The sequence below is a fragment of the Cupriavidus sp. 207A1 genome (genome assembly GCF_057798955.1).
Map to the genome: position 1 here is coordinate 119,208 of NZ_JBYOJO010000004.1, position 19,061 is coordinate 138,268.

Sequence of the window (19,061 nt, forward strand, 5' to 3'; positions counted from 1 at the left end):
AGGCCAGCCGCTCCCATCAAGAGTTCGCGGCATCGCGCAACACGACCGCCACCGCTTCCACCTCGACCTTCAAGCCGAAGTGCAGCGCGCCAGTCGGCACCACGGCCCGCGCGGGCCGCGCCGCTCCCGCCCACGCGGCATAGACTTGGTTGAAGGCGGGCCAGTTCTCGATGCTGTCGACATAGACGCGCACCTGGGTCAGCCCCTCGATGCCGCTGCCCGCGGCAACCAGTGCTGCCTCCACATTGGCCAGCGCCTGTTGCGCCTGCGCCTCGAACGAGGCGTCGACGAGCTTGCGTCCGTCCGATGCGAGCGGGAGCTGGCCGGAGACGAAGACCATACCGTTGGCGACCGTGGCGTGGCTGTAGTGCCCCCCGGGCGCCGCCAGCGTGGGGGGCTCAATGGTCCGCACCGCGCTATTCCGTTCGTTGCGATCACCAGCCATGCAAGCGGCTCCATTGGGTGAGCTCGCCATCCCCGGCGAGAGCCTGATACGTTGGGAACTGCGCACCGGTGGCGCAGGCATGGTTGGGCAGGATGCGCAGCAGCGTGCCGATCGGAAAGCGCGTGGCGATGTCGGCGTCCGTCCCGCCTTGGCGCGACACGATGCCATGTTCCTGATTGGCGCCGCTGAGGATGTGGCCTGGAATCACCGCGCCATCGACTCCGCACACCTGGCCATAGCCGAAGTCGTGCTTCTGCTTCTGCGTGCCGCGGTCGCGGCTCATGGCCATCCAGCCAGCATCGACGATGGCCCAGCCCTTTTCGGCCTGGTGGCCGATCACGGTGGTCAGCACGCTGAGCGCGACGTCGTCCGTCGCACACACGCCCACGTTGCGCATCACGAGGTCGAAGAAGACGTAGACGCCGGCGCGCACTTCGGTCACCGCCTGCAAGCTGTTTGCGCAGAGGGCCGTGGGTGTCGAGCCCACGCTGACCACCGGGCAAGGAAAACCGGCGTTGCGCAGCCGCTCGGCGGCAAGCGCGCAGCCGGCCCGTTCCTGCTCGGCCATCGCGGCCAGTGCCTCGGGCGTGTCCAGGTCGTAACTGGAACCTGCGTGGGTCATCACGCCACCGAGGCGCGCACCACCTTCATGCAGTACGGCTGCGACGTCCAGCAGCGCCGGCTGGTCCGGGCGGATGCCGGAGCGGTGGCCGTCGGTATCGATCTCGATCCAGACTTCGAATGCTTCGCCATGCTCCGCACCGAAGGCAACGATGGCGCGTGCCGAATCCACGCTGTCGGTCACGAGCTTGAGGTCACAGCCCCGCCGGCGCAGCGCCAGGGCTTGTGGCAGCTTGCTGGCAACCATGCCTACACCGTAGAGGATGTCGGTGATGCCGTCGTCAAAGAAGTGCGCCGCCTCTTTCAGCGTCGACACAGTGATGCCGCTGGCGCCCGCCAGGATCTGCGCGTGCACGACCGGCGAACACTTGCTGGTCTTGACATGCGGGCGGAAACGCACGCCAAGCGCGTCCATGCGCGTCTGCATGCGACGGATATTTCGGTGCATGCGCACGGTGTCGATGATTGCTGCAGGGGTTTCCAGGCTCGTCAGCGATGCGGCGGAATGGGTCATATCGTCCTTGATGCGTTCAGTCCAGGAACTGGCTCTTTGCCTTCAGCGGCTCATCGTGGAAGGCATGCCTGTCATGTCGGCCTCCTTAGCGGCTTGCAGCATGAAAGGAGCGCAGCCACGGCAGGGCGGGCGCCAAGGTCGAAAACTCGGCTTCCGGCGCCGGCGCGCCGGCGGGCAAGGCCAGCCCGACGCGGTTGTGCCAATACGTGCGCAACCCCACCGCCGCCGTACCGAACATGTCGTAGCCGGAACCCGCGACGAAGGCAGCATCCGCTGCCCGCGTGCCGAGCTGCTCCAGGGCCAGTCGATAGGGGCGCGGATCCGGCTTGTAGTAACCGGCTGCTTCGGAAGTGACCACGACATCCCAGTCGATGTCCAATAAGGCGCAAGCGCGGCGACCCAGGTGTTCGGAGCAGTTGGTCACCACTGCCAGCTTGCAATGCGGCCGCAGCGCCTGCAGCAGCTCGCGGGCGCCGTCCCACGGCGGCAATTCATCCCAGTGCGCTTCGAGCGCCTGTGGTGCGGTCCCCGGCAGGCCGACCTGTTCGGCTGCTTCCCTCACCAGCTGTTCGTAGCCCACGTAGGCGCCACAGCCGTAGGTCCTGCGCAGGTACTCGGCACGCCAGGCCCGGCCTGCGGCTTCAGAGCCGGCGGCGGCGTTCCAGACGGTCCACGAGTCCAGCAGCGCGGTGAGAAGGTCGAACAGCACGGCACGAGGCCAGGCGGGCGCAGTGTTAGGGTCCATGAGTTACTTTTGCGAAGGCGGCTTGCGCATGGTTGTCAGAGGTCCCCAATGTAGAAGCGATATGGTGACTTGTGGTTAAATTTTGGAACATCAATCGTTAAGCTGAAGTGAATGATCCAGATCGAGGACTTGCGGCTGGTCGAGACGCTCGCTCAGTCGCCTTCGCTCAGTGCCGCGGCGCGCGCGCTGAACGTGACGCCGCCGGCGTTGTCCGCGCGCCTGCGCAAGCTGGAGTCGACGCTCGGCCTCGCGCTGGCCACCCGCACTGCCCGGCGGCTGAGCCTGACGCCCGAGGGCGAACGCTTCGCGCGGGAGGCCGCGGCGCTGCTGGCTCAGCTCAATGCGCTGCCCGAATCTTTCCGGCGCGAGGACAGCCGCCTCACCGGCACGCTGCGCATTGCCGCCCCCTTCGGCTACGGACGGCAACATATCGCGCCGCTGCTGGCGCGCTTTGCGCAGGCCCACGCTGGTTTGCGCTTGCAGCTGGACCTGCGCGAGACCCCCTGGCCCGACCGACACGACTCGGATGCCGTGATCCACATCGGCGCCGTGCGCGACTCATCGTGGATCGCCCGCACGCTCGCGCCCAATGCGCGCTGGCTGTGCGCCAGCCCGGCCTACCTGCGCCAGCACGGCACGCCCGCAGCGCCGCGCGAGCTGCTCGCGCACGCCTGCATCTGCATCCGCGAGAACGACGAGGACGTGACCCTGTGGCGCTTCCGACGACCCGGTGCCGGCGCCGGGCGGCGCCCGTCGGCGCGCGAGACCGTGCGTGTAGTGCCCGCCTACACCAGCAATGACGGCAGCATTGCACGCCAGTGGGCGGAACTGGGCCTGGGGCTGGTGCTGCGTTCGGAATGGGATACGGCCGACGCGGTCGCGCATGGCCGGCTGGTGCGGGTGCTGGCCGACTGGGAATGCGACAGCGCGCCGGTGACATTGCTGGTGCCGACACGGCGCGGACGTACGGCGCGCGTGCAGGCCCTGATGCAGTTCCTGGAACAGGCGTTGGGAGGCGGGAAGCGGGAAAAGGCGCGCAGGGGCACGCCCGGGGCATGACGAGCGAGCCGGCCGACGTCCGCCTCCGGCCGGCTAGCGCAAATACGGGCACGCGCGCGGCGCGCACTTCGAGGCGGACATCACTGCGGTAGGGTACGGCCAGGACTGCATCGGATCCATGCCCCGCAGCCGACCCGGCTCAACGTTTCTGCCCCTGCCCCAGCTCCGGGGGCGCCGGGGGCGGCAGCGGCGTGGCCACGGGCTCCAGCCCGGTGCTGCTGACGATCGACGCCGCCGCCGGCGAGGCCAGGAATCGGATGAAGCGGGACGCTGCCGCGCTTTGCCGGCCCGCGACCGTTCCCGCGGAAAAGAACACCCTCTGCTGCAGCTCGGCGGGCAGCGGCCCCACGTAGTCCAGTTCCTTGAAGGGCAGCAGCTCGCTGACCTGCTGGAAGCCGATCTCGGCATCGCCCCGCGCCACCACGGCGCCGACGCGCTCGCTGTAGATCTTGCGCGCCTTGTCCTGGACCTGCTCCGCGACGCCAAGCCGGGCGAACAGCTCGGTGGAGAGGTAAGTCCCGCTGGCACTGGCGGAATAGGCGATGGACTTCGCGTTGAGCAGGGTCTGCTTCAGCGCCTCGGCCGTGCTGATATCCGGCTTGGGCGTGCCCTTGCGCACCGACATGCCGATCAGCGAGCGCGCCAGGTCGACCCGGCTGCCGGCGGCCACCTTGCCTTGCTCGACCAGCTTGTCCAGGCCCGAGTCCGCCAGGATCACGACATCGAAGCTCTCGCCGCGCGCCAGCCTGCTGGGGATGGAGTCGGGCGCATTGCCCATCGACGCGCCATACGCGGTGATGACACGGTCCTGCGTGGCGGCCTCGTACAGCGGCACCAGTTGCTGGTAGGCCGCGGTAAAGCCGCCCGAGGTGATCACGCGGATCTCGTCGGCCCAGGCCGGCGCGGCCAGCCATAGCACGAATATCAGCAACGCGTGCCTGCCGGCAAGGGTCTTCAGTCTCATGTTGTCTCCTGTGGCTCCATATCGCTGGCCCTGCGGCGCGTCGTCTGGCTGCCTTCAGGCTGTCGGCGTACAACCATCGGGCCAGGCCGCGCGGTTTGATCGCGTCGCCACGGCGCGCTCGGGGCATTGCAAGGGTAGTCACGCGAGACTATTCTGTGAATTGCAATGTTCTGATCGTTTCATGCATGCCGCGCATCAATTTCGCCCTGGAAGATTTGCAGGCCTTTGTCGCAACCGCTGAAAAGGGCAGTTTCCGCATGGCGGCCGAAGCGCTGCATATTTCGCAACCCGCGCTGAGCCGGCGCATCGAAAAGCTGGAAACAACGCTGGGTTCGCGCCTGCTGGACCGGACCACGCGTCGGGTGGAGGTGACCCAGGTCGGCCGCCAGTTCCTGGAAGAGGCCCGCGCCGCGCTCGATATCCTGGACCACGCCGTGTTCCGGCTCGGCGATGAAGCCGCGCTGCAACGCGGCCTGGTGACCGTGGCAGCGATACCGTCCGCTGCCCTGCATTGCCTGCCCCATGCGATCCGCGCGTTTGCCGGGCGGCATCCCGGCGTGCGCGTGCGCGTGGTCGACGAAAGCGCCAGCAGCGTACTGGCCAGCGTGCTGTCCGGAGAATCGGACTTCGGCCTTAACTTCATGGGCGCGCAGGAGCCCAATATCGACTTTCGCGCCATCCGCGCCGAACGCTACCGGCTGGCAATGCGCCGGGACCACGCATGGGCCGGCCGCGAACGCGTGGCCTGGCAGGAACTGGCCGGACAACGGATGGTCAGCGTGTCCCGGCACAGCGGCAATCGCGCCCTGATCGAGAACGCCATCGCCCATCTGGAACAGCGGCCGACCATTCACTACGAGGCCAACCACGTCGTTGGCGTGCTCGCGCTGGTCGAGGCCGGCCTGGGCATGGCCGTGCTGCCCGGCATGGCGGTGCCGCCGGATCATCCACGGCTTTGCGCCGTGCCGCTGGTCGAGCCGGATGTAGACCGCGTACTGGCGCTGATACGCCGTCGGGACAAGCCGCTGCAGCCCGCCGCGCAGGCGTTGTACGAGACCATCTCGTTGTCGATGGCGGGTGATGCCTGACGAAGGGGCCGGTCGGCGAGGTGCTCGCCGGTGCCGGACCGAAGCCATGTTCTACAATCTCGCCGGCTGCACCGGAAACCACACGGTACCGACGGCCCGCCCCATGCGTCATGGCCACCATCGCCGACGCCAGGCGGCGAGCCGCTCAACCGGCGGCCGGTACGAAACCTGCTTGCACGACCCACGACACCGAGGAGCATGACCGGATGACGAACTGGCTGCATGAGCGGCAGCACTGCCGCGCGCGGAGGCCCTGACATGGCGGGTTCAAGCTTGCTGGTATTGATCGACGACATCGCCACCATCCTGGACGATGTCGCGGTCATGAGCAAAATGGCGGCCAAGAAGACCGCGGGCGTGCTGGGCGATGACCTGGCGTTGAACGCGCAGCAGGTCAGCGGCGTCAGGGCGGAGCGTGAACTGCCGGTGGTATGGGCGGTTGCGCTGGGGTCGATCCGCAACAAGGTGATCCTGGTGCCGGCGGCGCTGGCAATCAGCGCCTGGGCGCCCTGGGCCGTGGTGCCGTTGCTGATGGTGGGCGGCGCGTTTCTTTGCTACGAAGGCTTTGAAAAACTGGCACACCGGTTCCTGCACAGCAAGGCCGAGGACGCCGCACACCACGCACGTGAAGTCCAGGCCGTCTCGGATCCCGCCGTCGACATGGTGGCGTTCGAGAAAGAGAAGATCAAGGGCGCGGTCCGCACCGACTTCATTTTGTCGGCGGAGATCATCGTGATCTCGCTGGGCACCGTCGCCAACGCTCCCTTCGGCCAGCGGCTTGCCGTCCTGTGCGCGATCGCGGTCATCATGACGGTCGGCGTCTATGGCCTGGTGGCCGGCATCGTCAAGCTCGACGACGCGGGCCTGTACCTGAGCAAGCAGGCGTCGGCGGGGCTCCGCGCGCTGGGGCAAGGCTTGCTCAGGCTGGCACCGTGGCTGATGAAGACCTTGTCGTTTGCCGGGACGGCGGCGATGTTCCTGGTGGGCGGCGGCATCCTGATGCACGGCATTCCGGCGATGCACCACGTGACCGAAGCCACGGCGCTGGCGGCGGCAGGAGTGCCGGCAATCGGCGGTGTGCTGGCGGTGCTGGCGCCGGTGTTGCTGGACGGCATTGCCGGCATCGTCGCCGGCGGGCTGGTGCTGGCGGCGGTAAGCGTGGTGAAGGCCGGCATGCGGGCGTTGCGGCCTTCGGCGCGCTAAGTGCGGCGGCCGCGCGCACTGTCGATGCGGCGGTGACCCCACCTTGGTGGGATCTCGCACAGAACTGCCTGACGGTGTGACAGGCATCACCGACGTGGCCGGCATGCCCGCCTAGAATGCCGCGTAACGGTCGTCTACACGGCCGTTAATCCCCGCATTTTCCGCCAGTTGCTCCCCGGGCACTGGCGGCATTTTTTGCGTGCTGCGCCAGCCTGCTGAGGTTGGAACCCGTGCCAGCCACGCCGCCAGGCGCACGGCAGCGTCCGGCTCAGCGCATCCAGTAGCCGACAGCCAGCGCCACGGCAACCGCCAGCACGATAAGGACAGGCACGGTGCGGTTGCGGCGGGCCCGCCGCGGATAGCGATGGAATTCGCCCAGGCCGCCGTTGGTCAGTTTTTCCCAATCCATGAGACGCGCAAAGTTTCCATGTCAGGCGCAGCAGGCGATTGTGGCAGCGCGGGCCGCATGAAAATGTGTCCGCCGGCACAATCTCCGCCAGAACCGTCTCTGCCTGCGCCATCGCGAATTCCGCCGCGCCGCTCAGAAGTCCATCAGCACGCCGGTGCTGACGGTCCCGGCGCGATAGCGGAACAGGGGGATGGAATCGTCCGATTGCTGGTACAGGCCCTGGATATAGAACGAGAGATCCGGCGCATGGCGATAGGTGTAGCGCAGCAGGACCTGGCTGAGCACCTGGCGGCGGCGCGTGTCGCCGAACAGCGCGCGAAAGTACGGCTGGCGATCGCGCAGTTCCTGGCGCTGCGCGAGCGCCACCACCAGGTGGCGCGGCTGTGGCAGCCATGTCAGGTTCGCCAGGATGGCGTAGCCATCGCGGTCGCCGCCCGCGCGCTCGTAGCGCGCGAGGTCGCGGATGAGGCCGACGGCGGCCGACACCTGCAGGTTCGGAGCGAGGTCCAGGCGCCCGCGCAAACGCAGGTCGTGGCGGCGCGCATCGAAGGCGTGGCCGTCGGGATAGCGGTCGAGCGCCATGCTGGTATCGATGCCGACCCGGTAGGGCCTGCCGGCCAGCTGGCGCTCCGGCAGCCAGTAGCCCAGCAGCCCGCTGGCGCCATACTGGTAAGGCCGCCCGCCTAGCCAGGTATAGCCGAGCGCGGCCTGCCCCTCCACCAGGCCGGCGCCGGTTTCGCGGCCATAGTGGGCGGCCAGGCTTGCGCCGTACTGGCTATAGTCCTGCCGCTGGGCGTATTGGCGGAGCGAGGCGCCAACGGACACGTTCAACCCTTCGACCCCGCCGGTTCCCCAGTTCACGCTGCCGTCCATGCCGGCAAAGCGGTCGGCCTGTGCCAGCTGGGACGGCTGCAGCAACAGGTATGGTACCGGCGCCCCGGGCGCCAGCGGGACTAGCGGATCCCCCGGGCCATAGTTGGCGTTGGTGGTGTAGCCGGCCAGCAGTGAAATCTGGCCGCGCAGGCGCGGGTCCGGGCGCTTGCATCCACCCCGCACATAGGAGTCGATCAGCACCCGGATGGCCGGCGGCACATCGGTGCCGGCCTGCAGCTGGGAGAACTGCGTGAAAGCGCGTTCGCGCTCGCCCAGTTCGCACAGGGCAATGGCGATATCGAGCCGTGCGCCGGCGTGCGGCAGGGGCAGCCGCTCGACATCGAGCAGCAGCTGCCGTGCCGCGTCGAAGTCGCCGTCGCGCATCGCGCCATGGACGCGCTGGTAGAAGGACTCGTAGGCGCCGCCCGCGTCAAAAGCCGCCGCCGGCAAGTCTGCCCCCATGCTCGCGGGGGATCCCGGCTGGTGCGGCGCCGCCCGATCGGGCATGGCCGGCCGCGCGGGAAGCAACGGCTGGGCCGCGGCACCGCACGCCCACACCAGCATTGCGCACAGACTCGCCCGCGTGCACCGGGCACGCGCATCACGCAACAGCCGGCTCCGACAGGTCGAAAGGCTGTGGGCACGGCCGCCCGCGGACCGCGTAGATCTGCTCGGCCCGGCTGCGTCCGCGCAGGCGCGCGCGACCAACCGGCTTCAGTACGTGGCCTTGTGCCAGCGCCGCGGTCCCCTCGCCCACCAGGAGGTCGGCCGAGACCGCCTTGCACAGGTCCTGGAGCCGCGACGCGATGTTGACCGTGTCGCCGATGGCCGTATAGCTCTTGCGCAGCGGCGAGCCGATCTCACCCACCACAGCGTCGCCGCTGTGCAGCCCGATGCAGACCCGCACCGGCGCCAGCCACGGGCATGCCGCCTGCAGCCGCGCGTTCAGCGTCGGCATGCCGGACAAGATGGCGCAGGCACAGGCCAGGCCGCGATCCGCGTGATCGGGCTGGTCGAGCGGTGCGTTCCAGAACGCCATCACCGCATCCCCGATGTACTTGTCGACCGTGCCGCCAGCGGCATGGATCTGCGCGGTCAGCGCTTCCAGGACGATCTCGGTCACCTTGACCAGCCGCTCCGGCGCCATGGTTTCGGCCAGCGCGGTGTAGCCCTCCATGTCGGCGAACAGCACGGTCACGGTCCGGCGCATGGGCAGCATCGCCTCGTAGCCGCGTTCGCGCAGCAGGGCTTCCATCACCGCCGGCGGCAGGTAGCGGCGGAAACGGCGCTGGAACTGCCGCGCCTGCGCGCGCGCCAGCGCCCACTCAGCGGGCGCCTGCAAGACCAGCAGCAGGATCGCGGCCACCACGGGCAGCACCGCTGCGCGCCCCGCGGCGCCCGGCGGCAATCCCAGCAGCACCAGCAGCCATAACCCGGCCATGCCGGTCAGGGCGCCATAGGTTGTCAGCAGGTTGCCGCCGCGCGACAGCCACGCTAGCGTGAGCACGGTAGCCACGGTCCAGGCCCAGCCCAGCCACGGCAACACCAGCCGCGGCGAGGGCGCGGCAGCCTCGGCCAGCAGCCAGTCGAGCATTTCGGCATGCGCCATCACGCCCGGCAGGCGGGGGTCGTGCGGGCTGACGACATGGTCCGACAGGCCCAGCGCCGACGCGCCGACCAGCACATAACGTCCCGCCAGCGCCTGCGCCGGCACGCGCCGGGCCAGCACGTCGACCGCGCTGAATACCGGGAACCCTTCGCTCGCGTGGCGCCACGGAATGGGCACGAAGCCATCCGCCTCCCTGGCCTGCGCCAGCAGCGGCGCCAGCGTGGTCCATGGCAGCGCCGCGGGCAAGCCGGGCCTTGCGCACAGCAAGGCAGCCGCGGCCAGCATCGGATACTGCTGCCCGGCATAGCCGATCAGCGGCGCCATGCGCCGCACCACCCCGTCGGCGTCCACCTGGGGCGTGATATGGCCGACGCAATCGCCGGCAGCGGCGGCGAAGAAGTTGCCGAGATGGCCCGTCGCCGCCGGGGCCTCTGCCAGCCCGCCCCGCGCCGACGGCTCGGCGGGCCCCGGCAGCGCGCCCCCGGGGTGGCCGGCGCGTGCCGTTTGCTGCGTCAGGTAGAAGGCCTGTGAAAACACCATCCGGTGCCTTCTGGCGAGCGCAAGCAGGGCGGCATCCGCTGCGGCGTCCCGCGGTTCGGGGAACACCATGTCCAGGGCTACCACGCGGGCTCCGTGCCGGGTGAAGAGTTCTCCCGCCAGCCCGGCCACGACCTCGCGCGGCCATGGCCAGGGGCCGACGATGTCCAGGCTGGCCTCGTCGATCTCGACCACCGCGACATGCGCCGACTGGCCCGCGGACGGCCCCAGCCGCCAGCGCAGGTCGGCCATCAGGTCCTCCAGGCGGTGAAACCAGCGCGGCGACCACATGCCGCTGCCGAGCAGCGCGCAGGCGCCCAGCACCACGGCAAACAGACCCGGACGCAGCCAGTCGCGCGGCGTGGCCGCGCCTAGCGCCCCCAATTTGTCGCCCCGACAGCGGTCTGCCCGGAGGCGCCGATCTCGCTGCTGAACACGTAGCCGGCCTGCGCCGCATCGGTGCCGGCCAGCGCGCCGCGCACGGTGGCGTTGCCGGCCGCCTGGTCGCTGCGCAGGATGCCGTCGCCCGTCACCGAGCCTTGCGCCCGCATCTGGTGGCGGAGCTGGCCGGTGCTGACGGTCAGGCTTGTGTCGAAGCGGCGCTTGCCGAAATCGATCACCAGCGAGGGATCGGCGACGGTCGCCGCGGTCGCCTTGCCGTCGCCCACCACGTAGGCCTCGGCCCCCTTCAGCTGGAAGCCGAACACGCCCGTGACCGGCATCGTCATCGGCTCGCGCGTGTCGCGCACCATGGCGAAGGGGCCGAAGCCGCCCATCGCCACAATGTCGCGCACGCCGGCGCGCAGGTTGTCCAGGCTGGTATCCGCGGGCAGGTTGGCCAGGGCCTGGTAGCGGCCCCAGAACAGCTTCTGCGCCTCCGGCGGGGCGGGCGGCGGCGGGCGCACCACCGGCGGCTCCGGCACGGGCGCGGGAGCCGGGCGCGGCTCGGGCAGCGACCTCACGGCGTCGCCGAATGCGATCTCGTTGGCGGTGACCACCGCCGGCGCGCTCACCGCCGAGGTCTTGACCTGTCCGCCGGCGACGCTCCCCTCGTCCTTGCCGGGGGGCGCCACCGCCTCCGGCGACAGGTGCTGGAACTGCGGCCCGAGCAGCGTCGGCTGGGTCTCGCCATGGCGCAGCTGCAGGATGCTGCCGCCGGCCTGGCTCGACAGCCCCATGCCGCCATCGCACGGGCCCATGTCCGCGGGCCGGCAGCCTGCAAGGAACGGGGACATCACAATGCCGCCGGAACGCACGCTGGCACGCGTGGTGCGGGCGTCGGTGAAAACCGAGAAGTCGGTGCCGCGGATGCCGATCGCCGCCACCGGGGTGTTCATGCGGAAGCGCTCCCGCGCCGCCTGGGCGCCTTCGCCGGAGATGGTGCGCACCACGCCGCGGTTCAACCTGAGCTTGATCCGGGTATTGGCGGGCGCGGCGCTGTCGTAGGCGTAGGCCTCGATGGTCAGGCTGGAGTTCGGGCGCAGGCTGACAAAACCGCGGTCCACCGTGTTGACGTAGACATAGCCGTCGCTGCCGGTCTCCAGCGTCACGCCTTCGTGCAGCGCGCTGCCGGCCTGCAGCGGCTGGCGCTGGCCGTGCGCCTCGACCCAGGCGCTGCCGGCCACCACCGCAATCTTGCCCACCTCGGCCGGTCCCTGCGCCCATGCCAATACCGCCCAGCCGATCGACAGGCAGCCGATCAGCATTCCCCGGATCATCGTTTTCATTGCAACCCCTTCTGACTTCGGTGCGGCCCTGGGGACGCACGCCGGCCCCTGTGCGGGTCGCCCCGGAGGCTCCCGCATCGTCGACAGGCTGGCGATGATGATGACCGAGCCATGCCCGGTGCTTTGTGACAGGAGTCACAAACGCGGCCAACGCGGACGTGTTAGCTTGGATGTGGGGTGACAGCTATGTAACGTCCATGTCTAGAATTTCAGCAATGAAGCCGCTTGAGCTGCTCAGGCGACAACGTCTCCTGGCCGGCCTGGATGACGAAACGCTGCTCGAGCTGCAGGCCGAGATCCGGATCCAGCGGTTTCGCAAGCGGGAATTTGTCGTTCACCACGGCGCCGCCGGCGATTCGCTGATGATGCTGCTGAGCGGCCGGCTGCAGGTCATCGCACTGGCGGAGGACGGGCGCGAAGTGGGGCTCGATTTCGTCGAGCCCGGCGACTATTTCGGGGAGCTGTCCATCATCGACGGCCTGCCCCGCTCCGCCTCGATCGTCGCCAGCGTCGATTCGCTGGTCGGCTTCCTGCCCCGGCAGAAGGCGAAGTGGTTGTTCTACAACCACCCCAGCGTGATCGAGACACTGCTGCAGAAGCTGTGCAACACGATCCGCCAGGCCTCCAGCTACCGTTCGATGCTCGGCATGAACCGGGCCTACTCGCGCGTCTATGCGATCCTGATGAGCGCCGCGCGCAACCCGACCGGCAACCTGGTCACGATCGAGAACCTGCCCAACCAGCAGGGCATCGCGATCATGGCCAATGTCAGCCGCGAGACCGTGTCGCGCGCGATCCACGCCCTGGTCAGCACCGGTATCGTCCAGAAAGACCTGCGCCGGCTGATCGTGCGCGAGCCGGTCATCCTGGAAAAGCTGGCCAAGGGCGAAGCCGAGATTCAGGTACGCAAGAAACCCGAGGCAAAGGCGGCGTAGCGTTCGCCGATCTTGCGCCAGTCGCCGCTCGCGGCGACCTTGGCGCGCGCCGACGCAACCAGCGCGCCGTGGCGGCCGGCGTCGAGCGCGTGCGCGGCGCACAAGGCGCCGGCGAGGTCGTCGGCCTCGATCGGCACGAAGTCCTCCCACGCGGTCAGGCCGCTGCCGCGCGCGCCGAACGCCGTGCTCAGCACCAGCAGGCCGCTGGCCGTGTACTCGGCCAGCTTGAGGTTGGTGCCGGAGCCGGCCCGCACGGGATTGAGGCCGTAATCGGCCAGGCCGAGCCACAGCGACTTCTCGGCCGCATCGACCACCCCGAGCATGGCGACATTGCCGGGCCGCGCATCGGCGTCGATCATGCCGCAGACCGAGCCCATGATGGCAAAATCCAGCCCCGGACTGCGCGCGGCCGCCGCCAGCACCAGCAAGGCGGCTTCGAGATTGGGCCCATGGGCACTGCCCATGAACAGGGCCAGTGGCCGTTCCTTGCCCAGGCGGTGCCCGCGGGCGTGGCGCTCGGCAACCGCCACGAACGGCGTCTCGGCGATCTCGATGCCGTTGGCCAGCACCGCCACCGGCGTTCCGTCGAGCTGGTACAGCTCGCGCAGCCGCTCGGCATCGAGTTCGCTGCAAGCGGTCACGCCGCACGCCTGCTCGGCGCACTGGCGCTCGAAGTGCCGCACCAGCTGTGCCGCCCACGCGTGCCGGCCATACATGCCCGCCTTCAGGTCGTACTCGACATTGTGCGCCTCGTACAGGTGCGGACGCGGCACGCCGGCAGCCTGCAAGGCGGGGAAGCCGTACGGATGCGCGCAAACCGACAGCTCCGCGGTGCGCAGCTGCTCGCGCAGCGCCTCGAGCCACTGCGGCACGCTGTCGGGATGCATGGCGGCGACCAGGTCGCCCGCCGACACGCCAAGCTTTTGTTCGAGGTCGCGGGCCTGCTCGCGCAGGCGCGGCGTCACCGGCACCACCTCCTCCACCACCCCCGGCGCCAGCGGCCTGGCATGGCGCGGCATGGCGGTGTCGGCCAGGTTGACGAAGCGCACCTCGAAAGCCTGCGCCAGGTGGCGGTACAGGCCGAACAGCCGCAGCTTGCCGCCGCTGACCACCGGCTCGACCGGGAACGTATTGACCACCACGATGCGGGGCTTGGCCGCGCTTGCCACATGCGCCGCGCAGGGCGCCGGGGCGCACGCCGCCGCAGCCGCGGGGGCGGCACCGGACAGCAGCCAGTCGCCAAAAGCCTGCCAGTGGATTGCCGCCGCGCGTTCGCGCGCGCGTCGGCCCATCGTGGCGACGCCGGCCGGGTCCGCCGCAAGCCGCGCGATGGCCGCGCCGAGCGACTGCGCATCGGGGGCCGCGATCACGCCATTGACGCCATCCTCGATCAGCTCGGTGGGTCCGCCGCTGTCGCTGACGGTCAGCACCGGCCGGCCGCACAGCATCGCCTCGAGCGTGATCAGGCCATAGTCCTCCTGGTACGGCACGAAGGGCACGAATGCCGCGCGGGCATAGGCCCGGGCCAGTTCCGCATCGGTGAGCCGGCCCAGGAACTGAATGCCGTCGTGGCACGCCGCGCGCGCGCGCAGGGCCTGTTCTTCCGGGCCGGCGCCGGCGATGCGCAGCGGCAGCGTCGCGCCGCTGCGCTGATAGGCATCGATCAGCAAGTCGATACGCTTGCCACCCACCAGCCGGCTCGCGGTGAAGATGCCGGCGTCGTCCGGCAGCGCGGCTGGCGCCAGTCCTTCCAGCCCGGTCGGGTGATGGCACACCTCGACCTGGCAGCCGGCCGGAAAATGCGAGGCACGCTCGCGCACCGTGCGCGAGATCGCCGCGTAGCGCCGGATATGGCCGGGCTGCATGCCGATGCGGTCGAGCAGGTGCACCACCGCGCGCGCGAACGTCCCGGGAAAATGCAGCAGTTCCGGCGGCGCATCCGCGCGCGTCAATGCGGCCAGCAGGGTCTCGGCCACCTCCGCGGCATCCAGGTTTTCGCCGCCGTGGCCCGCCAGCAAGGCTGCCTCGAGTCCCGGCGGCAGCCGCAGGCGCGCCACCGCGGCGGCGTCCGGCGGGCGCGCCAGGTGCGCCGGGCAAGTGTCATAGAGGCCGCGCAGCTTGTGCTGCAGGTAGACCATATGGTTGGGATGCCGGACCATCCACGCCGGGTACTTGGTGCTGATGACGAGGTCGAAATGGCTCAGGTCCAGGCGGGCGAAGGTGCGGTAGCTGCCGATCAGCTCGATCAGGTTGCGCTCCGGGCTCGGCAGCTTGATCAGCTCGGCCACCACGCCCGCACGCCGGTTCAGTTCGCGCAGCATGCCCCACCAGAGGTTCTCGGCGCCGCCGATGATAAAAGGCACCGGACTCGGTGCCACGATCGCTACTCTCATGTGTTCCGCTCTACCATGATGTGGTCAGTTGTCTTCACGGTGGGCCGCTCACGAGGTCAGCGTCGCGACCACGTGTTCCCAGCCGATGCCGCGCGCCAGCAGCATCTGGCGGCCCGCCACGCCCATCTCGGCGGCCTGCGCCGGACGCGCCGCGATGGCCTCCAGCGTCGCGGCCAGCGCGTCCGGGTCCGGCGGCACCACCCAGCCGTTTTCCCCGTGCCGCACGAACTCGAGCGGCCCGCCGCCGTCGCTGCAGACCACCACCGGCTTGGCGGACAGCATCGCCTCGAGCGTCACATAGCCGTAGTCTTCGTCGCGCGCGGGAAAGCACACGGCAAGGGCACGGGCGTAGAAGTGCAGCTTCTCCTGTTCGCTGATCTCGCCCAGCAGCGCCACGCGGTGGCCCACGCCGAGCGCCTCGATCCGCTGGCGCAGCATTTCCATCTGGCCGCCGGTGCCGGCCAGCACGATCGACAGCCCCCCACGCAGCCGCGCGGCGGCCTCGACCAGCAGCGCCTGGCGCTTGAGCGTCTCGAGCCGGCTCGGCATGAAGACGAACGGCAGCGCCGCTTCGCAGCGGAACCGCCCCACCAGCGGCGGCGGGTGATAGAGCGGCTCGGCTTCGATCTGGTTGTACTGCCACAGCCGCTGCGCCACGCGCTGCGAGTTGGCGAAGCGCCGGCGGGTGCGGGCAAGGCTGGCGTTGTCGAAGGCGATCACACGCTCGCGCAGGCGCCGCAGCGGCGGCGTGGCCGCGGCTTCGGCATACAGGTCGTACACGGCGCGATGCTGGTGCATCACCCACACGTGGTGATCCGGGTGCGCAAGCCCCCAGCCCGGAAACTGCAGGCTGATCACGCGGTCGATCTCCACCCCGTTGGGGCGATGCATATCGAGCGCGGCTGCGTGCGCCATGGCCTGCTCCACGGCGTGCTCCGGCCCGAAGCGAAACGGCAGCCGCAGCACCTCGAGCGTGTGCCCGGCCTCGCGCAGCGCGGCGGCGAGATTGGCGATGTGGTACTCGGCGCCGCCGTGCAGGAACGGCACCAGGTTCGCGGTCAGCAGGATCTTCACGGTGCGGCGGCTTCGTGCGGCGGCGCCGGCGTGGCCGTCGGCAGCAGCGGCTTGCGCGCGATCATGGCGTAGTCCTGCGGTCCGCACAGGTGGCCGTTGACGCGTTCGGTCAAGGGGTCGTCGCCGGGCACCTTGGCCGCTGCCGGATAGGGATTGAGCCGCAGCACCTGCGGCGCCTCGAAGCCGTGGAATGCCAGCAGGAACGACAGCGACGTCGGCGTGACCGGATTGCGGTGGGAGAAGTCGTGATAGAAGGTATGGCTGCCCACCAGCAGGTTCTCCGGATTCGGCGTCTCGATCAGGATCGAGCCGCCCGGCGCCAGCACCCGCGCCGCGTTGGCGATCATCGCGTACAGCACTTCGAAAGGCAGATGCTCGACCACATGGAACGCCGTCACCGCGCCCAGCGCGGCGGCCGGCATGCGGGCCATGGCCTCTACGCCATCGCAGGCGTCGACCTCCAGGCCGCGGCCGCGGCAGAACGCCACCATGGTGCTGTTGAGATCGACGCCGCGCGCCGGAATGCCACGCTCGGCCAGCAGTTCCAGCCATTCGCCGCGCCCGCAGCCGATGTCCAGCACCGGGCCGGGTGCCGCCTTGCGCAGGGCCTCGATCCAGTCGTCATAGGCGGACAGCTTGCGGCGGATCTCTTCGCGCGAGCCGCGGTTAGCGTTCTCGAAGGCCATGTAATAGGCTTCGATCTGCGCGCGCAGGTCCGCGCCGGGCGCGGCCTCGCCATGCACGTTATCGCCACCGCCGTGGTGGGGCAGCAGGCCCGGCACGGGCGGCGCGGTGCGGCGCTCGCCCATGCGCGACAGGCGCTCATGGGTCAGCTCGGCCGAGAGCTTGTCGAGCTGGTCTTCCAGCACGTCGAGGCGCGCGCGTGCGTCGCGCTGTTCGCGCAGGGCATTCAGCACGCTGCCCGCGACCGCCTCGATCGGCTTGCGCCAGGCGCGCTGCGCGCGCAGCATGCCGTCGCGTTGCCGCTGCAACGCATCGGCAAGCCAGACCCCCGCCGCCTCGCGGCTGGCCAGGCGCTGCTCGTAGCGGCCGAAGGCGCGCCGCGCCGGTCCGCCCAGGCCCAGCCGTACCGCGACGCGGGCCGCCAGGTACCGTGCCAGCAGTCCGGCGCCGCCGGCCAGCCGTACGCTGCGGCGACGGCCCTCGGCCGAGCCGCGCAGCTGTGCCACGACCCACAGCCGGCTGCCGGTCAACGCCAGCACCGCGGCGTAGTGCGCGGCGCCGGCGTCGTCGGGCTCGCGTCCCAGCAGCAGGCGGTAGGCCTGCCCGACAAACTCCGCGCGCGGGATCGACAGCAAATGGACCGGGTGCAGGACACCGTCCGCGCCGGCATAGCCCAGTTCCGGCAGCGCCGGCTCGGGCAGGCTCAGGTAGTCCGCGGACAGCGGATCGAGCGCGCTGGCCTTGCCATCGGCCGCGGCGGCCTCGGCGCGCACGCGGGCGACCAGCGCCTCCAGCGCCGCGCGCGCCTGCTCCCGCGCCTGGTCCGCGCAAGCGGCGTCCGCGCCTGGCGCGGGCCTGGCCGGCGCGACCGGTTCAGTGGGCTCGGATGGCGCATATCGCTCATGAAGCAAAGGGAATCTCCTTGTCGGCACCGGCACCGGCGCGCACGCCCTGCGGCGTCTGGCTGAAGCTGACCGGCAGCTCGCACACCCCGGCGAAGGCGCAGGAACCAAATGCCGATACTTCGAACTCGAGTGCGTTGTCCAGCCAGTGCTGGCAGTTGTGAAGGTGGGTCAGCTCCGAGTGGACCGCGAGCGTGACCGAATAGCTGCCCGGCGCCAGCCGCACCGGGAAATCGAAGCGGCATTCCGACACCGTGCCGCGGCGGAACTCGACCCGGCGCCCCAGCAGTCCGGTATTGGTGCCGAACATGTCCTGGCCGAAGCGGTCGCGCAGCAGGAAGCCGACGTTCAGCGCCACGTTGTCGTCCGAGGCCACGGCAAGCCGCAGGCTGACCGCATCGCCGCAGACAAACTTGCGCGATGCCCGGCCTTGTCCGTCATGCAGCGTGGCGGCCACGATGCGCGTGCGCCGTTGCCCGTAGTCGCGGTCGCCATCGCCGTCGTCATCGCGCGCCGTCATCTGCATGTCGGCGGGCACCCCGGCGATCAGCCGGAAATAGCGGCTCACGGCCTGCTCCGGCGGGCCGTCGAACAGCAGCCGGCCCGCTTCCAGCACCACCGCGCGATTGCAGACCAGCTTGATCGCGTTGACATCGTGCGAGACAAAAAGAATGCCGCCACCCTGCTCCCGGTACTCGCGGATCCTGGCGATGCACTTCTGCTGGAAGCGGGCATCGCCGACCGACAGCGCTTCGTCGACGACAAAGCAGTCCGGATCCGCGTGAATGGCGATGGCAAAGCCAAGGCGCATCGTCATCCCTGACGAGTATGTGCGCACCGGGGCATCGATGAACGGCCCCAGCTCGGAGAACGCGATGATGGCATCGCGCTTGCGCCGCACTTCCGCCGCGTCCATGCCCAGCAGCCGGGCATTGACGTCGATGTTGTCGCGCCCCGACAGGTTGGGATCGAACCCCGTGCCCAGTTCCAGCAAGCCGGTGACCCGGCCGGCATGCCGGACCGTGCCGGCATCGGGCAGCAGTACCCCGGTGACCAGCTTGAGCAGCGTGGACTTGCCCGCGCCGTTGCGCCCGATCACCCCGACTGCGTCGCCCGGCCGGACTTCCAGGCTGACGCCATCGAGCGCCTGGTGGTCGCGATGGCAGGCCCGGCGCAGCAGCGCCTCCCTGAGCCGGTCCGCGGGTGATGCGTAGAGGCGGAACGCCTTGCTGACGCGCGTCAGCGCGAGCAGCGGCGCCGTGGATGCAGTGCCCGGCAT

16 protein-coding genes are annotated in these 19,061 nt (G+C 69.8%); 4 read left to right on the top strand and 12 right to left on the bottom strand.

The features are described from left to right. Positions 1-16: 16 nt before the first annotated feature. The 3 genes from AC3FMM_RS08665 to AC3FMM_RS08675 form a co-directional block, all read right to left on the bottom strand. On the bottom strand, positions 17-445 hold the full coding sequence (locus AC3FMM_RS08665) for a RidA family protein (RefSeq protein WP_115713842.1): 429 nt from the start codon (positions 443-445) through the stop codon (positions 17-19). Beyond that, positions 435-1,580, bottom strand: coding sequence for a DSD1 family PLP-dependent enzyme (locus AC3FMM_RS08670; protein WP_488686440.1), 1,146 nt, complete (start codon positions 1,578-1,580; stop codon positions 435-437). The genes AC3FMM_RS08665 and AC3FMM_RS08670 overlap by 11 nt, the downstream gene beginning before the upstream one ends. An 85-nt stretch (positions 1,581-1,665) precedes the next feature. Beyond that, entirely contained in the window at positions 1,666-2,325 is a 660-nt protein-coding gene (locus AC3FMM_RS08675; RefSeq protein WP_488686441.1) for an HAD family hydrolase, read from the bottom strand. Positions 2,326-2,436: 111 nt separating this feature from the next. Here AC3FMM_RS08675 and AC3FMM_RS08680 point away from each other — a divergent pair, with 111 nt between their 5' ends. Further along, complete coding sequence (locus AC3FMM_RS08680; RefSeq protein ID WP_488686442.1) at positions 2,437-3,384, top strand: LysR family transcriptional regulator; 948 nt, start codon at positions 2,437-2,439, stop codon at positions 3,382-3,384. A gap of 139 nt (positions 3,385-3,523) precedes the next feature. Here AC3FMM_RS08680 and AC3FMM_RS08685 read toward each other — a convergent pair whose 3' ends face one another. Further along, positions 3,524-4,348: a substrate-binding domain-containing protein gene (locus tag AC3FMM_RS08685; RefSeq protein ID WP_115713846.1), complete on the bottom strand. Its 825-nt coding sequence runs from the start codon at positions 4,346-4,348 to the stop codon at positions 3,524-3,526. Positions 4,349-4,533: 185 nt separating this feature from the next. On the opposite strand from AC3FMM_RS08685, the gene AC3FMM_RS08690 reads away from it, so the two are divergent. Both AC3FMM_RS08690 and AC3FMM_RS08695 read left to right on the top strand, forming a co-directional pair. Then, positions 4,534-5,436, top strand: coding sequence for a LysR family transcriptional regulator (locus AC3FMM_RS08690; protein WP_115713847.1), 903 nt, complete (start codon positions 4,534-4,536; stop codon positions 5,434-5,436). Positions 5,437-5,694: 258 nt separating this feature from the next. Further along, positions 5,695-6,639, top strand: coding sequence for a DUF808 domain-containing protein (locus tag AC3FMM_RS08695; protein ID WP_115713861.1), 945 nt, complete (start codon positions 5,695-5,697; stop codon positions 6,637-6,639). Positions 6,640-6,907: 268 nt separating this feature from the next. On the opposite strand, the gene AC3FMM_RS08700 is transcribed toward AC3FMM_RS08695, so the two are convergent. The 4 genes from AC3FMM_RS08700 to AC3FMM_RS08715 all read right to left on the bottom strand — a co-directional run bounded on the left by AC3FMM_RS08700 (position 6,908) and on the right by AC3FMM_RS08715 (position 11,794). After that, positions 6,908-7,048 (bottom strand): hypothetical protein, encoded by a 141-nt coding sequence (locus AC3FMM_RS08700; protein WP_172581850.1) that lies wholly within the window; start codon positions 7,046-7,048, stop codon positions 6,908-6,910. Positions 7,049-7,180: 132 nt separating this feature from the next. Then, positions 7,181-8,383, bottom strand: coding sequence for a hypothetical protein (locus tag AC3FMM_RS08705; protein ID WP_115713862.1), 1,203 nt, complete (start codon positions 8,381-8,383; stop codon positions 7,181-7,183). A gap of 139 nt (positions 8,384-8,522) precedes the next feature. Further along, entirely contained in the window at positions 8,523-10,451 is a 1,929-nt protein-coding gene (locus AC3FMM_RS08710; RefSeq protein ID WP_488686443.1) for a CHASE2 domain-containing protein, read from the bottom strand. Beyond that, positions 10,439-11,794 carry a FecR family protein gene (locus AC3FMM_RS08715; protein ID WP_147299351.1) on the bottom strand — a complete coding sequence of 452 codons (1,356 nt, stop codon included), beginning with the start codon at positions 11,792-11,794 and terminating at the stop codon, positions 10,439-10,441. Before AC3FMM_RS08715 ends, AC3FMM_RS08710 begins: the two co-directional genes overlap by 13 nt. Positions 11,795-12,009: 215 nt before the next feature. Here AC3FMM_RS08715 and AC3FMM_RS08720 point away from each other — a divergent pair, with 215 nt between their 5' ends. Next, complete coding sequence (locus AC3FMM_RS08720) at positions 12,010-12,729, top strand: Crp/Fnr family transcriptional regulator (RefSeq protein ID WP_111516780.1); 720 nt, start codon at positions 12,010-12,012, stop codon at positions 12,727-12,729. Here the strand turns inward: AC3FMM_RS08720 and AC3FMM_RS08725 are convergent. Genes AC3FMM_RS08725 through AC3FMM_RS08740 form a run of 4 tightly spaced genes read right to left on the bottom strand, consistent with a single transcriptional unit; the run spans position 12,693 to position 19,061 of the window. Further along, the gene (locus tag AC3FMM_RS08725) at positions 12,693-15,122 is read right to left on the bottom strand and encodes a glycosyltransferase family 4 protein (protein WP_488686444.1); all 2,430 of its coding nucleotides are present in this window, start codon (positions 15,120-15,122) and stop codon (positions 12,693-12,695) included. The two genes, AC3FMM_RS08720 and AC3FMM_RS08725, sit on opposite strands and share 37 nt — an antisense overlap. Before the next feature lie 48 nt (positions 15,123-15,170). After that, on the bottom strand, positions 15,171-16,196 hold the full coding sequence (locus AC3FMM_RS08730) for a glycosyltransferase family 4 protein (protein ID WP_488686445.1): 1,026 nt from the start codon (positions 16,194-16,196) through the stop codon (positions 15,171-15,173). Beyond that, positions 16,193-17,791, bottom strand: a complete 1,599-nt coding sequence (locus tag AC3FMM_RS08735; RefSeq protein WP_488686446.1) for a methyltransferase domain-containing protein — start codon at positions 17,789-17,791, stop codon at positions 16,193-16,195. The genes AC3FMM_RS08730 and AC3FMM_RS08735 overlap by 4 nt, the downstream gene beginning before the upstream one ends. Next, the gene (locus AC3FMM_RS08740; RefSeq protein WP_326346461.1) at positions 17,781-19,061 is read right to left on the bottom strand and encodes an ABC transporter ATP-binding protein; all 1,281 of its coding nucleotides are present in this window, start codon (positions 19,059-19,061) and stop codon (positions 17,781-17,783) included. Before AC3FMM_RS08740 ends, AC3FMM_RS08735 begins: the two co-directional genes overlap by 11 nt.

What these genes read in the sequence shown, in the direction of transcription:
- AC3FMM_RS08665 (WP_115713842.1), bottom strand. Translation starts at nt 445, where the DNA reads ATGGCTGGTGATCGCAACGAACGGAATAGCGCGGTGCGGACCATTGAG.
- AC3FMM_RS08705 (WP_115713862.1), bottom strand. Translation starts at nt 8,383, where the DNA reads ATGGGGGCAGACTTGCCGGCGGCGGCTTTTGACGCGGGCGGCGCCTAC.
- AC3FMM_RS08720 (WP_111516780.1), top strand. Translation starts at nt 12,010, where the DNA reads ATGAAGCCGCTTGAGCTGCTCAGGCGACAACGTCTCCTGGCCGGCCTG.
- AC3FMM_RS08675 (WP_488686441.1), bottom strand. Translation starts at nt 2,325, where the DNA reads ATGGACCCTAACACTGCGCCCGCCTGGCCTCGTGCCGTGCTGTTCGAC.
- AC3FMM_RS08715 (WP_147299351.1), bottom strand. Translation starts at nt 11,794, where the DNA reads ATGAAAACGATGATCCGGGGAATGCTGATCGGCTGCCTGTCGATCGGC.
- AC3FMM_RS08690 (WP_115713847.1), top strand. Translation starts at nt 4,534, where the DNA reads ATGCCGCGCATCAATTTCGCCCTGGAAGATTTGCAGGCCTTTGTCGCA.
- AC3FMM_RS08685 (WP_115713846.1), bottom strand. Translation starts at nt 4,348, where the DNA reads ATGAGACTGAAGACCCTTGCCGGCAGGCACGCGTTGCTGATATTCGTG.
- AC3FMM_RS08725 (WP_488686444.1), bottom strand. Translation starts at nt 15,122, where the DNA reads ATGAGAGTAGCGATCGTGGCACCGAGTCCGGTGCCTTTTATCATCGGC.
- AC3FMM_RS08740 (WP_326346461.1), bottom strand. Translation starts at nt 19,061, where the DNA reads ATGCCGGGCACTGCATCCACGGCGCCGCTGCTCGCGCTGACGCGCGTC.
- AC3FMM_RS08695 (WP_115713861.1), top strand. Translation starts at nt 5,695, where the DNA reads ATGGCGGGTTCAAGCTTGCTGGTATTGATCGACGACATCGCCACCATC.
- AC3FMM_RS08680 (WP_488686442.1), top strand. Translation starts at nt 2,437, where the DNA reads ATGATCCAGATCGAGGACTTGCGGCTGGTCGAGACGCTCGCTCAGTCG.
- AC3FMM_RS08670 (WP_488686440.1), bottom strand. Translation starts at nt 1,580, where the DNA reads ATGACCCATTCCGCCGCATCGCTGACGAGCCTGGAAACCCCTGCAGCA.
- AC3FMM_RS08700 (WP_172581850.1), bottom strand. Translation starts at nt 7,048, where the DNA reads ATGGATTGGGAAAAACTGACCAACGGCGGCCTGGGCGAATTCCATCGC.